Origin of the sequence: Nonomuraea gerenzanensis (assembly GCF_020215645.1) — a bacterium.
Lineage (GTDB): Bacteria > Actinomycetota > Actinomycetes > Streptosporangiales > Streptosporangiaceae > Nonomuraea > Nonomuraea gerenzanensis.
In genome coordinates, this window is record NZ_CP084058.1 from 967,323 (window position 1) to 982,509 (window position 15,187).

Genomic DNA, 15,187 nt, shown 5'->3' on the forward strand with positions numbered 1-15,187 from the left:
GGCCGTTGCCCTAACATGCGGAGATGGCTGATCTTCAGCACACGCACGAGCTGACGTACGAGGGCGACCGCGTCGTCAAGCGCTACCAGGAGAGCAAGCCGGGCGCGGCCGAGCGCGAATGGCGGGCGCTGAGCCTGCTGGCCGAGCACGCGCCGGGGCTCGCGCCCGAGCCGATCGCGTTCGAGGGCGGCGCCGTGACGATGTCGAGGATCCCCGGGGTGCCGCTGCGCGGGCTGTTCGCGCGGGCCAAGCACGTGGCGGCCCTGGCGGAGGCGCTCGCGGAGCTGCACGCCGCCGTGCCCGCAGGCGTGCTGCGCGCCGTCCCGGTGCGTCCCTGGCAGCAGGAGGCGATCGCCGACTGGCTCAGGAAGCGGTGCGCGGCCTGGGAGCCCAGGGAGCCGCTGGCGGACCGGGCCGTCAAAGAGGGGCTGCGCTGGCTGGAGAGCTGGTCGCCCGGCGGGGCGGGGCTGCGGGAGGCGTTCGGGGCGGGCGACGGGAACCTGGCCAACTTCCTGTGGGACGGCTCCCGCGTACGCATCGTGGACTTCGAGGACTCCGGGCGCAGCGACGTGGCGTTCGAGGTGGCGGAGCTGGCCGAGCACGTGTCGATGTGGGTGGACGGCGAGGTGGAGATCGCCCGCCGGTTCGACCTGAGCCCGCAGGAGGAGCGGCGCACGCGGGAGTGCCGCAAGGCGCACGCGCTCGTCTGGCTCTTCCTGCTCTCGCACGAGCACCCGCGCAATCCGCCGGGGACCTTCCAGCGACAGGTCGAGCGGGTGCTGACTACCTTGGGCGCATGAGGATCGCGAACGAGGACGACAGGGAGGCCGTCGAGCGGCTCGTCCAGGACGCCTACACGCCGTGGATCGAGATCGTCGGCATGCGGCCGCTACCGCTGGAGTCCGACTACGGGGCGCTCATCGCCGCCGGCCGGGTGCACGTCACCGACGGGCTCGAAGGGCTCATCGTGCTGGTGCCCGAGGACGGCGTGCTGCTGGTGGACAACGTGGCCGTCCGTCCCGAGCTGCACGGCAAGGGCATCGGGCGGGCGCTGATGGCGTACGCCGAGCAGGAGGCGCGCAGGCTGGGGCTGCCCGCGCTGCGCCTCTACACCAACGTCAGGATGACCGCCAACATCGCCCTGTACGAGTCGCTCGGCTACCGCGAGACCGGCCGCCAGGGCATCGAGGGCCGCTCGGCCGTCCTCATGCGCAAGCAGCTCAGCCCGTGAGGACGCCGAGCAGGTGGGAGACCTCCCTGGCCACCGCGTCGCGGCCGGCCTTGAGGTACTTGCGCGAGTCCACCACCCGCTCGTCGTGGACCAGGTAGTCGCGTACGGCGCCGGTGAACGCCTTGTTCAGGTGGGTCGCGATGTTGATCTTCTTCATGCCCTGCCGTACGGCCTCGCGCAGCACGTCGTCCGGCACGCCCGAGGAGCCGTGCAGCACCAGCGGCACCGGCACGGCCGCGCGCAGCTCGGCGATGAGGTCCAGGTCCAGCACCGCGTCCTTGGTCGTCATGGCGTGCGAGGTGCCCACGGCCACCGCCAGCGCGTCCACGCCGGTCCGCGCCACGTAGTCGACCGCCTCGTGCGGCTTGGTACGGGCGCCGGGCGCGTGCACGCCGTCCTTGCCGCCGACCTCGCCCAGCTCGGCCTCCACCCACACGCCGCGCTCGTGGCACCAGGCGGCCACCTCGGCCGTGCTGACGACGTTCGCCTCGTCGGGCAGGGCCGAGGCGTCGTACATGACCGAGCCCAGGCCCAGCCTCACCGCCTCCTCGACGAGTGCCCGGTCGGTGGCGTGGTCGAGGTGCACGGCGACCGGCACGTCCGCCTTCCTGGCGACCGCGAGCGAGGCCAGCGCGATCGGCTCCAGGGCGCCGTGGTAGCGCACGCAGTTCTCGCTGATCTGCAGCACGACCGGCAGGCCGAGCGCCTCGGCGCCCGCCACGATGGCGGTGGCGTGCTCCAGCTGGATCACGTTGAACGCGCCCACCCCTGCGGGTGACCGACTGACGATGTCGCCGATGGGGGCGAGGGGCATGGGCGGGCTCCTTACGTGATGATGATCTGAGGGTGGATGTCGGCGTACACGTCGGGGTCGATCTCCCCGGCCACCGGCGTGGCCACGGCCGCCGCGCCGAGCGCGGCGGCGCGCTTGAGCATGTCGGGCCACGCGCCGGGCTCCACCAGGCCCAGCGCCAGCCCCGCGACCAGCGAGTCGCCGGCGCCGGTCGGGTTGCCCCGCACGGTGTACGGCATCCGCGCCGCGAACGTGCCCTCCCCGGTGACGGCCAGCAGCCCGTCGGCGCCCAGGGACACCACCACGGCGCCGGCGCCCTGGCCGCGCAGCGCCTGCGCGCCCTCGGCCGGGGTGCCGCCGCCCGGCACGGCTCTGGCCAGCTCGTCGGCGTTGGGCTTGAGGATCGAGGGGCGGCCCTGGGGGGCGTGGCGCAGGGGGGCGCCGTCGGCGTCCACGATGGACGGCACACCGTGGTCGGCCGCGATGGCCGCCAGGGTGGCGTAGGTGTCGGCGGGGACGCCGCGCGGCAGGCTGCCGGACAACACGACGGCGCCGACGCCGCCGGTGGTCAGGAGGGTCGTGTAGTGCCGGACGAAGCCGGCCAGCTCGGCGGCCGTGACCTCGGGGCCCGGCTCGTTGAACAACGCCGTCCGCCGCGCCCCGGCCGCCGCCTGCGCGGGCGCGCCGGGCGGGGGCACGTCGGGCGGGGGCACGTCGCGTGGGGGTGCCGCCTGCGCGGGCGTGCCGGGCGGGGCTGCTGCGGGCGCGGATGCCGTGTGAGCGGGTGTGCCTCGGGTGGGTGGGAGGTCGGAGACGGCGAGGGTGGTGCGGGAGTCGCCGGCGATGGCGTAGAGGGCGCTGGGCAGGCCGGCCGCGCGCAGGTCGGCCTCGATCGCCTGCCCGGTCGGCCCGCCGGCCAGGCCCGTGACGAGCACGTCCCGGCCGAGCGCGGCCAGCACCCTGGCCACGTTGACGCCCTTCCCGCCCGCGCGCCGATGCACCGCGCTGACCCGGTTGACCCCGTCCCAGTCCACGGCGGGCACCTGGTAGGTCACGTCGAGAGCGAGGTTGAGCGTCACCGTGATGATCATTAAGGCTCCGTGATCCAGACGCCGTCCTTCAGCACGCCGTCCACCTCCAGCGAATCGGAGAGCACCACCAGGTCGGCCGCCTTGCCGACGGCGATCGAGCCGATCCGGTCGGCCAGGCCCAGCAGCCGCGCGGGCGTCAGCGAGGCCACCTGGACGGCGTCGGGCAGCGACATGCCCAGCTCCTGGACGCCGCGCCGGAACGCCACGTCCATCGTCAGCGTGGAGCCCGCGATCGAGCCGCCCTCGACCAGCCGCGCCACGCCGTCCGACACCCGCACCGCCATCGAGCCGAGCACGTAGTCGCCGTCGCCCAGGCCGGTGGCGGACATGGCGTCGGTGATCAGCGCCGTGCGGCCGGGCCCGGCCACCTCGTACGCCAGCCGCAGCATGGCCGGATGCACGTGCACCCCGTCGTTGACCAGCTCGACCGTCACCCGCTCGTCGTCCAGCAGCGCGGCCACGGGCCCCGGCGCGCGGTGGCCGAGCGGCGGCATCGCGTTGTAGAGGTGCGTGGCCACGGTCGCGCCCGCCTCGATGCCCTCGATGGCCTGCTCGTAGCCGGCGTCGCTGTGCCCGATGGCGGCCAGCACGCCCTCGGCGACGGCCATCCTGATCGTGTCGAGCGCGCCTGGCAGCTCGGGCGCGATGGTGAGCATGCGCACGTGCCCGCGCCCCGCCTTCACCAGCCCCGCGAACTCCTGCGGCGAGGGCTCGCGCAGCCGGGTCGGGTCGTGCGCGCCGCAGCGGGACCTGGCGATGTACGGGCCCTCGAAGTGGATGCCGGCCAGCAGCCCCTCCTCGCACAGCTCGGCCAGCGCCGACGCCGCCCTGGTCAGGCCCTCGACCGTGTCGGTGACCAGGCTGGCCATCGTGGTCGTGGTGCCGTGGCGGCGGTGCAGCGCCACGGCGTCACGGGCCCGGTCGAGGTCGCCGGTGGGGAAGGAGCCGCCGGCGCCGCCGTGGTTGTGCACGTCCACGAAACCCGGCACGACGTGCCGCCCGCCCACACTGAGGCCGGGACCAGGGGCGGATCCGTGGCCGACGTGCGTGATGCGGCCGTCTTCGATGGTCAGCCACCCCTCGTGCACGCCCTCGGGCGTCACGATCCTGGCGTCGGCAAGAGTAAGGCTCATGAAGAAAGGATCACAGATCGCGTGAGGTGCATGGGCTCGTCGGGGCTCAGCCCCTGGGCGAAGGCCCGCGCCACCGCGACCCGCTGCGCGCGGATCAGCTCGGCCATGGGGTCGAGCCCGGTCTCGAAGAACGTGCCGCCGGTCTGCTCGACCTGCGCGCGCAGCCCCTCCGGGGCGCTGCCCAGCATCCACGTGACCCGGCCCGGGGCGGCGATGCTGATCGGGCCGTGCCGGTACTCCATCGCCGGGTAGGCCTCAGTCCAGGAGCGGGACGCCTCGCGCATCTTCAGCGCGGCCTCCTGCGCCAGGCCGACCGCCCAGCCGGTGCCGAGGAAGCTGAACTGCTCGGCCTGGACCAGCGTGTCGGGCAGCGGCGCGGCCACGGCCTCCTCGGCGTCGGCGATCGCCTGGGTGAGGTCCTCGCCGAGGGAGGCGCGCAGCATGGCGAGCTGCGTGGTGGCGAACCTGGTCTGCACGACCGACTTCTCGTCGGCGTAGTCGAGCACGACGACCTCGTCGGCGGCCGTCATGATCGGTGTGCCGGGGTCGGCGGTGATGGCGACGCTCGGGTCGGTCGTCCTCGCCAGCAGGTCGAGGACCTCGGTCGTGGTGCCCGAGCGCGTCAGCGCCAGCACGCGGTCGTAGCGGCGCCCGTGCGGGAACTCGGAGGCGGCGAACGCGTCGGTCTCGCCGTGCCCGGCCCGCTCGCGCAGCACCGCGTACGCCATCGCGATGAACCACGACGTACCGCAGCCGACGACGGCGACCCGCTCGCCCCGGCGCGGCAGCGCGTCGGCGGGAACGGCCGCCACGGCGCGGCGCCAGCAGGACGGCTGGGACGCGATCTCGGCCTCGGTGTGGGTGGTCACCATTGCCTCCCCATGATTGATTGTTTCTGCTGCGTTTATATCAAAAAAGTGCATGAATGAACACCGGTAGCCCTGGCGTTCCAGGTTGTGCCACGCTTGCTCCTGATCCCCATCCCCTAGGGAGGCCTCCGTGTCCCGCTACGACCGCTGGAACGCCATCCTGGAGCTGCTGGCGCAGGAAGGCAGGCTGTCGGTGGAGGAGGCGGCCGGGGCGCTCGACGTCTCCACCGCGACGATCAGACGGGACTTCGACCAGCTCGCTCAGCAGCAGATGCTGATGCGCACGCGCGGTGGCGCGGTGGCGCAGAGCGTCAGCTACGACCTGCCGCTGCGCTACAAGACGGCCAGGCACGCCGACGAGAAGCACCGCATCGCGCAGGCCGCGGCCGAGCTGGTGACGCCGGGGGCCGTGATCGGGATGAACGGCGGGACGACCACCTCCGAGCTGGCCCGCACCCTCGCCACGCAGGCGACGCTGGAGAGCGGCTTCACGATCGTCACCAACGCGCTCAACATCGCGGCCGAGCTGACCGTCCGGCAGCACGTCAAGATCGTGGTGACCGGCGGGGTGGCCAGGCAGCAGTCGTACGAGCTGATCGGGCCGCTGGCCGGCGGGGTGCTGGAGCAGGTGACGCTGGACGTGGCCTTCCTCGGCGTCGACGGGCTGGACGTCGAGCTGGGCGCCTCGGCGCACCACGAGGGCGAGGCCAGCGTGAACCACCTGCTGATCAGCAGGGCCGCGCAGGTCGTGGTGGTGGCCGACTCCTCCAAGATCGGCAAGCGGGCGTTCTCCCGGATCTGCCCGATCGGCCAGATCGACACGCTCGTCACCGACGCGCAGCTCCCCGACACGCTGGCCGGCCAGCTCACGGACGCGGGCGTGAAGGTCGTCCGCGCCTGAGGGCGTTACAGGGCGAGGTATGGGCGGGTAGGTACTGGAACGCAGACCACAGGCGTTCCAGGGGGAAATATGACGTCGGGAAGGAACGCGGCCCGGCTCGGGCCCGCGGAGCGCGCAGAGGCGCTGGAGAGCATGGCCTCGCAGGAGCTCGACGTGGTCGTGGTCGGCGGCGGGGTCGTGGGGGCGGGCATCGCGCTCGACGCCGCGACCCGCGGCCTCGACGTGGCCCTCGTCGAGGCGCGCGACTTCGCCTCGGGCACGTCCTCGCGCTCGTCCAAGCTGATCCACGGTGGCCTGCGCTACCTGGAGCAGCTCAACTTCGAGCTGGTGCGCGAGGCGCTGCAGGAGCGGGCGCTGCTGTTGCAGCGCATCGCGCCGCACCTGGTGCGGCCCGTGCCGTTCCTGTTCCCGATGACCCACTACGGGTGGGAGCGCCCGTACGTGGGCGCGGGCGTCGCGCTCTACGACACGCTCGGCTTCGCCACCGGCCTGACCAGGGGCGTGCCAGGCCACCGGCACCTGTCCAGGTCGCGGGCGCTGCGGCTGGCGCCCGCGCTGAAGAGGACCGCCTTCACCGGCGCCGTCCAGTATTGGGACGCGCAAGTCGACGACGCCCGCTACGTGATGATGATGTTGCGCACCGCCGCCACGTACGGCGCGCACGTCGCGCCCAGGGCGCAGGTGGTGGGGTTCCTGCGGGAGGGCGAGCGGGTCACCGGCGTACGGGTGCGCGACCTGGAGCTCGGCGAGGACTTCGAGGTGCGCGCCCGGCAGGTGGTCAACGCCACCGGCGTCTGGACCGACGACATCCAGGAATTGGTGGGCGGGCGCGGCCAGATCCACGTGCGCGCCTCCAAGGGCATCCACCTCGTCGTCCCGCGCGACCGCATCCACTCGGTGACCGGCATCATCCTGCGTACGGAGAAGTCCGTGCTGTTCGTGATCCCGTGGGGCCGCCACTGGATCATCGGCACCACCGACACGGAGTGGACGCTCGACAAGGGCCACCCCGCCGCCTCCAGGGCCGACATCGACTACCTGCTCGACCACGTCAACGCGGTCCTGTCGGTGCCGCTGACGCGCGACGACGTCGAGGGCGTCTACGCGGGGCTGCGGCCGCTGCTGTCGGGCGAGTCCGACGAGACGTCCAAGCTGTCCAGGGAGCACGTGGTGGCGCATCCCGTGCCGGGGCTGGTGATGATCGCCGGCGGGAAGTACACGACGTACCGGGTCATGGCCAAGGACGCGGTGGACGCCGTGGCGCACGGGCTGGACCAGCGGGTGCCGCGCTCGTGCACCGACCGCATCCCGCTCGCGGGCGCGGAGGGCTACCAGGCGCTGTGGAACTCCCGGCACCGGCTCGCCCACGAGTCCGGGCTGCACGTGGCCAGGATCGAGCACCTGCTGCAACGCTACGGCACGCTGATCGACGAGGTGCTGGAGCTGATCGAGCACGACCCGTCGCTGGCGCGCCCGCTGTCGGGGGCCGACGACTACCTGCGGGCCGAGATCGTCTACGCCGCCACGCACGAGGGCGCCCGCCACCTGAACGACGTGCTGACCCGGCGCACCCGCATCTCCATCGAGACCTTCCACCGGGGGGTGGCGGTGGCGCAGGAGGCCGCCGAGCTGCTGGCCGGGCCGCTCGACTGGGACGGCGAGCAGGTGAAGCGGGAGGTGGAGTACTACACCAAGCGGGTGGAGGCCGAGCGCCGCTCGCAGGAGCAGGACTCCGACCACGAGGCCGACGCTATCAGGCTCGGCGCGCCGGAGATCGTCCCGGTCGTGGTGCCGGAGCACACCTGAGGCCGGCCGGGGAGGGGCGGCCCGCGGCGCTGCGGGGTCCGCGGACCGCCCGTTCCAGGATGGTTCTCTACGCCGGCGGCGGATAGCGCGTGGCGTCGTGCACGTCGAGCAGCGGCTCCTTGACGCCGTCGCCCGAGTCGTCGGTCCAGTTGAGGTTGCCGGTCGAGACCAGCGTGCTACGGACGGCCAGCGAGCCCGCCCGGTTCGTCGGCTTGCGGGTGCCGGAGGTGAGCACCGCGGCCGCGCCCGCCACGTGCGGGCTGGCCATCGAGGTACCGCTGATCGTGGCGTAACCACCGGCGCGGTACGTCGAGTAGATGCAGGTGCCCGGCGCCGTGATCTCCACCGTGGAGCCGAAGTTGGAGTAGAACGCCGAGGTGTCGTCCTGGTCGGTCTCGCTGCGGCACGACAGCGTGCTGCCCCCGGCGCCGCCGGCCAAACCGTCGTTGTCGGTCAGCGCGGAGACGGTGACCACGTCGGGGTGGTTGGCGGGGAAGAAGGAGGAGGTGTTCGCGCGGCTGTTGCCCGCGGCCACCACGACCACGATGCCGGCGTTGACCGCGTTCGAGATCGCCGTGCTGATCGCGCTGCTGGAGCAGCCGTTGCAGCCGAGGCTCAGGTTGATCACCTCGATGGTGGAGGCGCGCGCCACCACCCAGTTGATGCCGGCGGCGATGCCGGCCAGGGAGCCGGAGCCGGCCGCGTTGAGCACCTTGACGCCGTGGATGCGGGCGCCGGGCGCGACGCCCACCGGGCCGATGGTGTTGTCGAGGGCGCCGACGGTGCCCGCGACGTGCGAGCCGTGGCCGTTGTCGTCGGTGCCCGAGTTGTTGAGGCAGACGCCGGTCAGGCAGTTGGCCCGGGCGACCACGTTCAGGTCGGGGTGGGTGTTGTCCACACCGCTGTCGATCACGGCCACGTCCGCGTCGATGCGCACGTCGTCGGTGCCGTCGATGTCGAGGTTCGGGTTGCTCGGGCCGAAGATGCGCCTGACACCCGTGGGCACGGTCTGGACGAAGGCGTGCACCTCGGCGTCAGGCTCCACGCTGATGACGTTCGGGTTGCGCTTGAGCTGCTCGGCGGCGGTCGCGCTCAGGCGGGCGGTGTAGCCCTTGAAGGCGTGCTCGTACACGCCGACCAGCTGGCCGTCCAGCTCGGCCACCTGGTCCTGGGCGGCGCCGCGCGGCGCGCGCATGGCGGGGTTGAGCTGGACGATGTAGGTGCCCTCAGGGGCGGCTGCGGCTGTCGCGGACACGGGCAGGGGCGCGGCGCATAACGCCAGCATGCCGGCGAGCGCTGCGAGCAGGGGGGTGCGTGGTCGCATGGCAGCGTGGGCCCTTTCTGGATCCGGGACCGGTCGCCCGATGTGACACGAACCCACCGGTCCGACTCTAGGCTGTAAGCAAAGTTTTCACCATTTGTCGGGATAAGTCCATAAAAAAGGCGCCGGTTCGTCACGAACCGGCGCCCTCTGGTTGCTTAACGGAGTGGGATCCAGGCTTGTGAGGCCAGCGTGGTGAGGTCGTTGACCTGGACGCCCTCGTAGGAGATCGTCCACAACGACTCGCCGATCACCATCGAGCGCTCGATGCCCGGCTGGTAGCTGTAGCCGCCCTCCTGCTGCTGCGTCGGATGCTTGATCATGCCCAGCTCCTTGACCTCCGTGTCGGTGATCCGCAGCACGAGCGCGCCCGACTCGTTCACCTTGTTCAGCGGGATCACCGACAGGCCGCTCTTCGGCCAGTACAGGAACGCGTGCGGGTTCCACTCCGCCCCGGAGCCCGAGTCCTTCTGGAACAGCTGCGAGAGCCGGCGCGGCGCGGCCGGGTCGCTGACGTCGAACAGCGAGACCTGCGTGCCCAGCGTCCTGCCCTGCTCGCTGGCCTCCTGGCCGATGCCGATCAACCGGCCCTCGCTGCCGGGATGCAGGTACGCCGAGTAGCCCGTGATCTTCAGCTCGCCCGTCACCCTGGGCGCCGCCGGATCGCGCAGGTCCAGCGTGTAGAGCGGGTCCACCTGCCGGAACGTGACGCAGTAGCCGATCGGCCCGATGAACCTGACCGAGTAGATGCGCTCGCCCTTGCCGAGGCCGCCGACCTCGCCGACCTGGGCCAGGGTGTCGGCCCTGAGCACGTGGACGGCGCTGGAGCTGGTCTTCTCGTCGCCGGAGTTCAGGGTGGTGGCGACGCGGAGGTGGCCCTCGTGCTCCGACAGGGAGTACTGGTTCAGCAGCCGGCCCGGCACCTTGCCCGACGCGACGTACGAAGGCGCGCCCGGCTTGCCGATGTCGAACCGGTGCACCTGCGTCTCCTCCGGCGGCGCCGTGGGCGTCGGCTGCGGGGTCGGCTCATCGGGAGCGGAGGCGGTGGGGGACACCGCGGGGTCGTCGGGGGTGGGCTCCACCGCCGGGGCCACCGCGTCCGCCGGGGCCGCGTCCGCCGGGGCCTCGTCCACCGGCAGCGGGCGCACCACGGGGGACCACCAGTGCGGGTTGCTGGCGATGTACAGGCTCTGACCGGTGCCGTACACGATGTCGCCGTCGGCCGCCAGGCTGATCGGGTCGGTGCCCGCCGCGCTGACGCCCTGCGCCAGGTCGATGGTGTGCACGGTCAGCATCGAGGTGCCGGTGTAGTCGGCGGGGTGGCTGACCCGCTCGCACGCGACCGTGTCCTTCTTGACACCGCCCGCCGCGTCCGTGATCTCGATCTTGGGCAGCCAGGCGTCCACGGGCGCGCGTCGCACGGCGTCCTGGTTCGCCTTGAGCAGGTCGGCCTCGGTGGCGTTCTGCCCCGGCTCGGGGAAGGCGACGTCGGGCTGGCTGCGGGTGACCAAACGGACGGTGGAGCCGATCATCCTGGCGTCCACGTACGAGCCCTGCGGCCGGATCGTGCTCAGCACCTTCGGCTGGCCCGCCAGGTCCACCACGACGTAACGGGTGTCGCCCGGCGGCATGAACGAGCGCGCCTTGTACATGATGTCGCCGCCGCGCATGAGCACCAGCGCACGATCGCCCGAGACCAGCAGGTCGGCGGGGATGCCGGGGCCGCCCTCGCCCTCGGTCAGCTTGAGCGACGCGGTGACCTTCCTGGTCGCCGTGTCGATGATCCGCAGGGTGCCGTCCGCGACCGTGATGACCCGGTTGCCGTCGGTCTTGACCAGGTCGGGCTCGTCCACGCCGGCCTCGTGCACGTTCGTGGTGGAGTGCTCGGGCGTCGCCGCCACCCTGGCCTTGGACTGGGCCGCGGAGTCCTCCGCGATGGCGAACGGCGTGACGCCGCCGAAGCCGTACGCGGTGACGTTCGCGACGGCCCGCTCCCGCAGGCCGGCCAGGGCGTCGTCGCAACTGGTGTAGGCGACCAGACGGACGGCGCCGAGCGTCGTCGCCTTCGGGGGCGGGTCCGGCGTGCCTCCCGTCGAAGAGGTGCAGGCGGCCGTGACCGTCGCGAGCGCGGCGGCGGTCACGGCCGTGCGGATCAACGTCTTCATGTCCTCATCACGGCTGCGCGAGCCGGATGGTTCAGGAGCCCTTGGCCGGGTTGATGGTGAAGACCGGGCTGAAGTTCAGCTCGTCGGGCACTTCGAGCAGCTTGCGCAGCAGCTTGCCGGTGAAGTCGAGCACCTGGATCTCGTCGTTGTCGCCGTTGTCCTGCTCCCAGCAGTAGAGGTGGTTCTCGTCGTAGAAGCCGAGCACCTTGTCGCAGTCGGAGGAGAACTTCTTGATCTGCTCGCCGGTCGCGGTGTCCCAGACGCAGTGGTCGCCGTCGCCGCCGTTCGGGCAGTTCGTCACGAAGGTCTTGCCCGACGGCGAGAAGATGTCCTGCGTGCCGGCGGAGAGCGTGCCGATGCCCGTCAGCGAGCGGGTGGCCTCGCCCTCGGTGTCGAAGAAGCGCAGGTTGCGGTTGGTCTCGCTGCCGTAGACGTTGACGACGCCGTCCTCCTCGCCGTCGAAGCCGAAGGCGGTCTCGCGGATCGTGGCGTCGTCCACGTTGACCACGTCGGCCGTCTTGGCGGTCACGTCCACGACGACGAAGCCGAGGTAGAGCCACTTGCTGCCGCTCTTCTTCTCGATGTTCAGCAGGATCTTCCTGCCGTCCCGCGACCAGGACCTGATGCTGCTGATCAGCGGCTCCTTGACGGTCTTGATCGTCGTACGCTCGCCGGAGGTGCGGTCGGTGATCTCGATGAAGTCGAAGTCGTCGGAGCTGTAGCTCCGGCCCCTGGTGGCCAGGAGCTTTCCGTCGGCGGAGACCATCGACTCCCAGTTCTGCTGGAACTTCGTGAACGTGCCGCGCAGTGAGCCCCTGGCGTAGTCGATCCAGTCGTCCTTCGGCTTGTCGTAGACCTCGTAGGAGGTCAGCACGATGGCGTCGGCCGGGTTCTCGTACAGGGAGATCTTGCCGCCGGGGAGCGTGCGCTTGGTGCCGGTCGCCGGCACGGCCGGCGGTGACGGGCTGGCGCTCTTGGACGTGCGCGACCGACCGGGCTCCGGCGTGCTGGTGTTGATCGCCACCGTCGTCGACGCCTTGTCGAGCTGGATGATCACGATCACGCCGGCGAGCAGCAGCAGCGCGACCGCCACCGTGACGCCGGCGATCAGCGGGCCCCTGCCGCTCTTGCGCGGCGGCGCGTGGGTGTACATGCCCTGCTGCCCGTACGGGGGGACCGTCGGCTGCTGCCACCCCGGCTGCTGGGGGTGCGGATACTGGGCGCCGGTCGCGTACGGGACGTTGCCGGACATCGGCCCCGAGTGGGCGCCGGAGGGGGAGGCGAACGGCTGGCCGAAGGGCGGGCCGGAAGGCGGCCCGGCCGGGGAGCCGAAGGGCGGGCCGGAGGGCGGCCCGAAGGGTGGACCGGAGGGCGGGCCTGTCGGGGAGGCGAACTGCTGGTTGGAGTGCGGCCCGGAGGGCGAGTGGGGCGGCGCGGGGGCGGCCTCGGCGGCGCCCTGGGCCAGCATGCCGGGGTTCGGCGCCGGCTGCTGCAGCAGCCGCATGATCACCTGCTCGGCCGTCGGCCGCTGTGCCGGGTCCTTGGCCAGGCACGCCACCACCACGTCGCGCAGCGGCCCCTCGCCGAGCGCGCCCAGGTCGGGCTGCTGGTTGAGCACGCGGTTGATCACCGCGGGCATCGTGTCGCTGCCGAACGGCGCCCGCCCGGAGGCGGCGAACACCATGGCGCTGGCCCACGAGAACATGTCGGCGGCCGGCCCGACGGTGTGCCCCATGATCTGCTCGGGCGGCATGTACGACGGCGTGCCCACGACCATGCTGCTGATCGTGGAGGTCGCGTTGAGCGCGCGGGCGATGCCGAAGTCGATCACCCGCGGCCCGTCGGCGCCGATGATGACGTTGGCCGGCTTGAAGTCGCGGTGCACGATGCCGGCCTGGTGGATGGCGGCCAGCGCCGTGGCGGTGCCGATGGCCAGCCGGTGCAGGACGGAGCCCGTGCGCGGCCCCTCCTCCTGCACGACCCGCTGTAACGAGGGGCCCTCGATGAACTCGCTGACGATGTACGGCCTGTCCTGCTCGACCCCGGTGCCCAGGACGGCGGCGGTGCAGAAGGGCGCGACCTGCTGGGCCACCTGGACCTCGCGCAGGAACCGCTCCACGCTCACCTGGTCGCCCGACAGGTCGGGCCGCAGCCATTTGACGGCCACGCTCTGACCCGCGTGGTCCTTGGCCAGGTAAACGACGCCTTGACCGCCCTCGCCGAGCCGGCCGTGGAGCTCGAAGCCCCCCAGCCGCTGTGGGTCTCCGGGTCGGAGCGGAGCGAAGGATGCCATGAGGGGATTCTGGCCCTATGCCGCGCATCCGCAAAAACTACCCGCCGGTAAGGAGGCGGAATATGCTTCTGAGATGCAGGTCACGTCCAGTGGTAGGACACAGTGCGTCATCGCTCCGTTCACCGGAGAAACCCTCGCTGAGCTGCCCATCTCCGACGCCGGCGACATTCGCGCGGCGTACGCGGGAGCCAGGGCGGCCCACGCCGAATGGGCGGGCAGAACGCCCGCGGAAAGAGCCAGGCCCTTCCTGCTCCTGCACGACGCCATCCTCGACCGCAGGGACGAGATCCTCGACATCGTCCAGAACGAGACGGGCAAGGCCCGCAAGCACGCCTTCGAGGAGGTGCTGGACGTCGCGGGCTGCAGCCTCTACTACGCCCGCCGCGCGCCGCGCCTGCTAGCCCCGCGCGCCCGCAAGGGCATCTTCCCCGTCGCGACCCGCGTGGCGGAGCTGCGCCGGCCCAAGGGCGTGGTCGCGCTGATCAGCCCGTGGAACTATCCCCTCGCGCTGGGCGTCACCGACGCGGTGCCCGCGCTGCTGGCAGGCAACGCGATCGTGCACAAGCCCGACACCCAGACCGCCCTGTCCACGCTGTGGACCATCGACCTGCTGGTTGAGCTCGGCATGCCGCGCGAGCTCTGGCAGGTCGTGCTCGGCGAGCCTGCCGATATCGGCGACGCGCTGCTCGACCACGCCGACTACGTCGTGTTCACCGGCTCCACCCGGGGCGGCAGGAAGGTGGCCGAGGAGGCGGCCAAGCGGCTCATCGGCTGCTCGCTGGAGCTGGGCGGCAAGAACCCGATGATCGTGCTCGACGACGCCGACCTCGACGTGGCCGTGCAGGGCGCCATCCGGGCCTGCTTCACCAACGCCGGCCAGCTCTGCCTGTCGATCGAGCGCCTGTACGTGCACGCGTCCGTCTTCGACGCCTTCACCGAGCGCTTCGTCCGCGAGGCGGCGGCGCTCAAGCTCGGCGCCGGGCACGACTGGTCGGTGCAGATGGGCTCGCTCACCTCCCGCCGCCAGCTCGACGCCGTCAGCGCGCACGTGGACGACGCCGTCGCCAAGGGCGCCAAGGTGCTGACCGGCGGCAGGGCCAGGCCCGACCTCGGCCCGCTGTTCTACGAGCCGACCGTGCTCACCGGGGTCCGCGAGGGCATGCGGCTGTGCCGCGAGGAGACGTTCGGGCCCGTGGTGGCGCTCTACCCGTTCGCCACCGAGGACGAGGCGGTCGAGCTGGCCAACGACACCGTCTACGGCCTCAACGCCTCCATCTGGACGGCCAGCCCGCACCGCGCCCGCCGCCTGGCCGCCAGGGTCCGCGCGGGGACGGTCAACATCAACGAGGGGTACGCCTCGGCGTACGCGTCCTACGACGCGCCCATGGGCGGGGTGAAGGCGTCCGGGCTGGGCCGCCGGCACGGGGTCGAGGGGCTGCTGCGCTACACCGAGGCCAAGACGGTGGCCGCGCAGGCCGGGTGGCTGGGGTTCGAGCCGCCGGCCGGGATGCCGTACGAGCGGTGGGCGGGGCTGCTGGTCACGACGCTCAAGGCGATGCGGCGGGCGCGGCTCAAGTAGCCGCC

12 protein-coding genes are annotated in these 15,187 nt (G+C 72.1%); 5 read left to right on the plus strand and 7 right to left on the minus strand.

What is annotated here, in order from left to right; genetic code table 11:
* Positions 1-23: 23 nt before the first annotated feature.
* Positions 24-800, plus strand: coding sequence for a phosphotransferase family protein (locus LCN96_RS05065; RefSeq protein WP_225271393.1), 777 nt, complete (start codon positions 24-26; stop codon positions 798-800).
* A complete protein-coding gene (locus LCN96_RS05070; protein WP_225271394.1) occupies positions 797-1,231 on the plus strand; it encodes a GNAT family N-acetyltransferase in 435 nt (144 codons plus the stop codon). The genes LCN96_RS05065 and LCN96_RS05070 overlap by 4 nt, the downstream gene beginning before the upstream one ends.
* On the opposite strand, the gene LCN96_RS05075 is transcribed toward LCN96_RS05070, so the two are convergent.
* Genes LCN96_RS05075 through LCN96_RS05090 form a run of 4 tightly spaced genes read right to left on the minus strand, consistent with a single transcriptional unit; the run spans position 1,221 to position 5,120 of the window.
* On the minus strand, positions 1,221-2,045 hold the full coding sequence (locus LCN96_RS05075) for a class II fructose-bisphosphate aldolase (protein WP_225271395.1): 825 nt from the start codon (positions 2,043-2,045) through the stop codon (positions 1,221-1,223). The genes LCN96_RS05070 and LCN96_RS05075 overlap by 11 nt on opposite strands.
* Before the next feature lie 11 nt (positions 2,046-2,056).
* A complete protein-coding gene (locus LCN96_RS05080) occupies positions 2,057-3,115 on the minus strand; it encodes a 1-phosphofructokinase family hexose kinase (RefSeq protein WP_225271396.1) in 1,059 nt (352 codons plus the stop codon).
* On the minus strand, positions 3,115-4,248 hold the full coding sequence (nagA, locus tag LCN96_RS05085; protein WP_225271397.1) for an N-acetylglucosamine-6-phosphate deacetylase: 1,134 nt from the start codon (positions 4,246-4,248) through the stop codon (positions 3,115-3,117). The genes LCN96_RS05080 and nagA overlap by 1 nt, the downstream gene beginning before the upstream one ends.
* Positions 4,245-5,120 (minus strand): SIS domain-containing protein, encoded by an 876-nt coding sequence (locus LCN96_RS05090; RefSeq protein WP_225271398.1) that lies wholly within the window; start codon positions 5,118-5,120, stop codon positions 4,245-4,247. Before LCN96_RS05090 ends, nagA begins: the two co-directional genes overlap by 4 nt.
* Before the next feature lie 127 nt (positions 5,121-5,247).
* On the opposite strand from LCN96_RS05090, the gene LCN96_RS05095 reads away from it, so the two are divergent.
* Both LCN96_RS05095 and LCN96_RS05100 read left to right on the plus strand, forming a co-directional pair.
* Positions 5,248-6,018, plus strand: coding sequence for a DeoR/GlpR family DNA-binding transcription regulator (locus LCN96_RS05095; protein WP_225271399.1), 771 nt, complete (start codon positions 5,248-5,250; stop codon positions 6,016-6,018).
* Positions 6,019-6,087: 69 nt separating this feature from the next.
* On the plus strand, positions 6,088-7,824 hold the full coding sequence (locus LCN96_RS05100; RefSeq protein WP_225271400.1) for a glycerol-3-phosphate dehydrogenase/oxidase: 1,737 nt from the start codon (positions 6,088-6,090) through the stop codon (positions 7,822-7,824).
* A gap of 67 nt (positions 7,825-7,891) precedes the next feature.
* Here LCN96_RS05100 and LCN96_RS05105 read toward each other — a convergent pair whose 3' ends face one another.
* The 3 genes from LCN96_RS05105 to LCN96_RS05120 all read right to left on the minus strand — a co-directional run bounded on the left by LCN96_RS05105 (position 7,892) and on the right by LCN96_RS05120 (position 13,603).
* Complete coding sequence (locus LCN96_RS05105) at positions 7,892-9,148, minus strand: S8 family serine peptidase (protein ID WP_311132217.1); 1,257 nt, start codon at positions 9,146-9,148, stop codon at positions 7,892-7,894.
* Positions 9,149-9,303: 155 nt separating this feature from the next.
* Positions 9,304-11,310, minus strand: coding sequence for a beta-propeller domain-containing protein (locus LCN96_RS05115; RefSeq protein WP_225271401.1), 2,007 nt, complete (start codon positions 11,308-11,310; stop codon positions 9,304-9,306).
* A 31-nt stretch (positions 11,311-11,341) separates the two neighbouring features.
* Positions 11,342-13,603 (minus strand): serine/threonine-protein kinase, encoded by a 2,262-nt coding sequence (locus LCN96_RS05120; protein ID WP_225271402.1) that lies wholly within the window; start codon positions 13,601-13,603, stop codon positions 11,342-11,344.
* Positions 13,604-13,676: 73 nt separating this feature from the next.
* Between LCN96_RS05120 and LCN96_RS05125 the strand changes: the two genes are divergently transcribed.
* Positions 13,677-15,182: a succinic semialdehyde dehydrogenase gene (locus tag LCN96_RS05125; RefSeq protein WP_225271403.1), complete on the plus strand. Its 1,506-nt coding sequence runs from the start codon at positions 13,677-13,679 to the stop codon at positions 15,180-15,182.
* The last annotated feature ends 5 nt before the right edge of the window (positions 15,183-15,187 follow it).

What these genes read in the sequence shown, in the direction of transcription:
- LCN96_RS05065 (WP_225271393.1), top strand. Translation starts at nt 24, where the DNA reads ATGGCTGATCTTCAGCACACGCACGAGCTGACGTACGAGGGCGACCGC.
- LCN96_RS05070 (WP_225271394.1), top strand. Translation starts at nt 797, where the DNA reads ATGAGGATCGCGAACGAGGACGACAGGGAGGCCGTCGAGCGGCTCGTC.
- LCN96_RS05075 (WP_225271395.1), bottom strand. Translation starts at nt 2,045, where the DNA reads ATGCCCCTCGCCCCCATCGGCGACATCGTCAGTCGGTCACCCGCAGGG.
- LCN96_RS05080 (WP_225271396.1), bottom strand. Translation starts at nt 3,115, where the DNA reads ATGATCATCACGGTGACGCTCAACCTCGCTCTCGACGTGACCTACCAG.
- nagA (WP_225271397.1), bottom strand. Translation starts at nt 4,248, where the DNA reads ATGAGCCTTACTCTTGCCGACGCCAGGATCGTGACGCCCGAGGGCGTG.
- LCN96_RS05090 (WP_225271398.1), bottom strand. Translation starts at nt 5,120, where the DNA reads ATGGTGACCACCCACACCGAGGCCGAGATCGCGTCCCAGCCGTCCTGC.
- LCN96_RS05100 (WP_225271400.1), top strand. Translation starts at nt 6,088, where the DNA reads ATGACGTCGGGAAGGAACGCGGCCCGGCTCGGGCCCGCGGAGCGCGCA.
- LCN96_RS05105 (WP_311132217.1), bottom strand. Translation starts at nt 9,148, where the DNA reads ATGCGACCACGCACCCCCCTGCTCGCAGCGCTCGCCGGCATGCTGGCG.
- LCN96_RS05115 (WP_225271401.1), bottom strand. Translation starts at nt 11,310, where the DNA reads ATGAAGACGTTGATCCGCACGGCCGTGACCGCCGCCGCGCTCGCGACG.
- LCN96_RS05120 (WP_225271402.1), bottom strand. Translation starts at nt 13,603, where the DNA reads ATGGCATCCTTCGCTCCGCTCCGACCCGGAGACCCACAGCGGCTGGGG.
- LCN96_RS05125 (WP_225271403.1), top strand. Translation starts at nt 13,677, where the DNA reads ATGCAGGTCACGTCCAGTGGTAGGACACAGTGCGTCATCGCTCCGTTC.